Source organism: Microbacterium sp. C448 (assembly GCF_000582705.2).
GTDB lineage: Bacteria > Actinomycetota > Actinomycetes > Actinomycetales > Microbacteriaceae > Microbacterium > Microbacterium lacus_A.
This window is the reverse complement of the sequence record NZ_HG779627.1, coordinates 1-1,092: the sequence shown is the minus strand read 5'-3', so window position 1 is coordinate 1,092 and position 1,092 is coordinate 1. Positions and strand designations below refer to the sequence as shown.

Sequence of the window (1,092 nt, the reverse complement as noted above, 5' to 3'; positions counted from 1 at the left end):
CCGCAAGACCGTGTCGCCGAGCCGCACCAGCACGGCACCTGCCTGGACGAGCGCGTCGAGCTCGTCCGGGGCGATCCCGCCCTCCGGACCGACGACCAGCACGATGTCGCGCTCGACGCCGCGCTCATCCATGGGATTCAGCAGCTGCGCGGTAAGCGTCGCCTCAGCGGTCGGTTCGAGAACGAGCACGGATGCTGAAGCCGCAAGAGCTCCGAGCTGCTTCGTCGTGACCGGTGCCGAGACATCCGGAATCCAGGCGCGATGCGCCTGCTTGGCCGACTCGCGCGTGATCGCCTCCCACCGCGCAACACCCTTATCGACCTTCGGGCCGGACCACCGCGAAACGCTGCGCGACGCCTGCCACGGCACGATTCCGTCGACGCCCAGCTCGGTCGCGGCCTGCACGGCAAGCTCATCACGGTCGCCCTTCGCGAGCGCCTGCACGAGCACGAGCCGCGGTGTCGGCTGTGGCTCGACCCGCCGCGCCGCGACGCGAACGGCCACCTCTTTCGACGTGACCTCTTCGCAGACGCCCTCGAGCCAGACGCCCCGGCCATCGCCGACCGTTACGGGCTCACCCGAACGCACCCGGCGAACGACCGCCGCGTGATGGGCCTCGGCGCCGGTCAGTCCGAGCAGACCTCCGACCGCAGCATCCGTCGCCTCAGCAGCGACGAAGTGCAGGGCCATCAACCGTTCCGGAAGCGGTCGCGGAGCTTCGAGAAGATGCCCTGCTGGAAGTGCGCGAGCTTGGGTGCGGGTGCCTTGGTGCGCTTACGGAGCTCTTCGATGAGGGCCCGCTCCTTCGCGTCGAGGCGCGTCGGGGTGAGCACCTGCACGCCGACCCGCAGGTCGCCGCGCTGGGATCCGCGAAGCTCGGTGATGCCGCGACCCTTGATCGTCAGGACGTCACCGGCTTGGATGCCCGGGCGGATCTCCAGCTCGACGGGACCGTCCAGCGCCTCGATCGTGGTCGTCGTGCCGAGCACGGCGTCGGGCATCGAGACCTCGAGGGTTGCGAGCAGATCGTCGCCCTCGCGGCTGTAGACCTCGTGGTGCGCCACCGTGACCTCGATGTACAGGTCGCCGTGG

Annotated in this window: 2 protein-coding genes; both read right to left on the bottom strand. The window is 69.8% G+C overall.

What is annotated here, in order from left to right:
• The coding region (locus tag MIC448_RS04830) for a 16S rRNA (uracil(1498)-N(3))-methyltransferase (RefSeq protein ID WP_036296812.1) at nt 1-690 on the bottom strand (690 nt) is incomplete at its 3' end.
• On the bottom strand, nt 690-1,092 hold a 403-nt coding region (locus tag MIC448_RS04825; RefSeq protein WP_036296809.1), incomplete at its 5' end, for a DnaJ C-terminal domain-containing protein. The genes MIC448_RS04825 and MIC448_RS04830, both read right to left, overlap by 1 nt.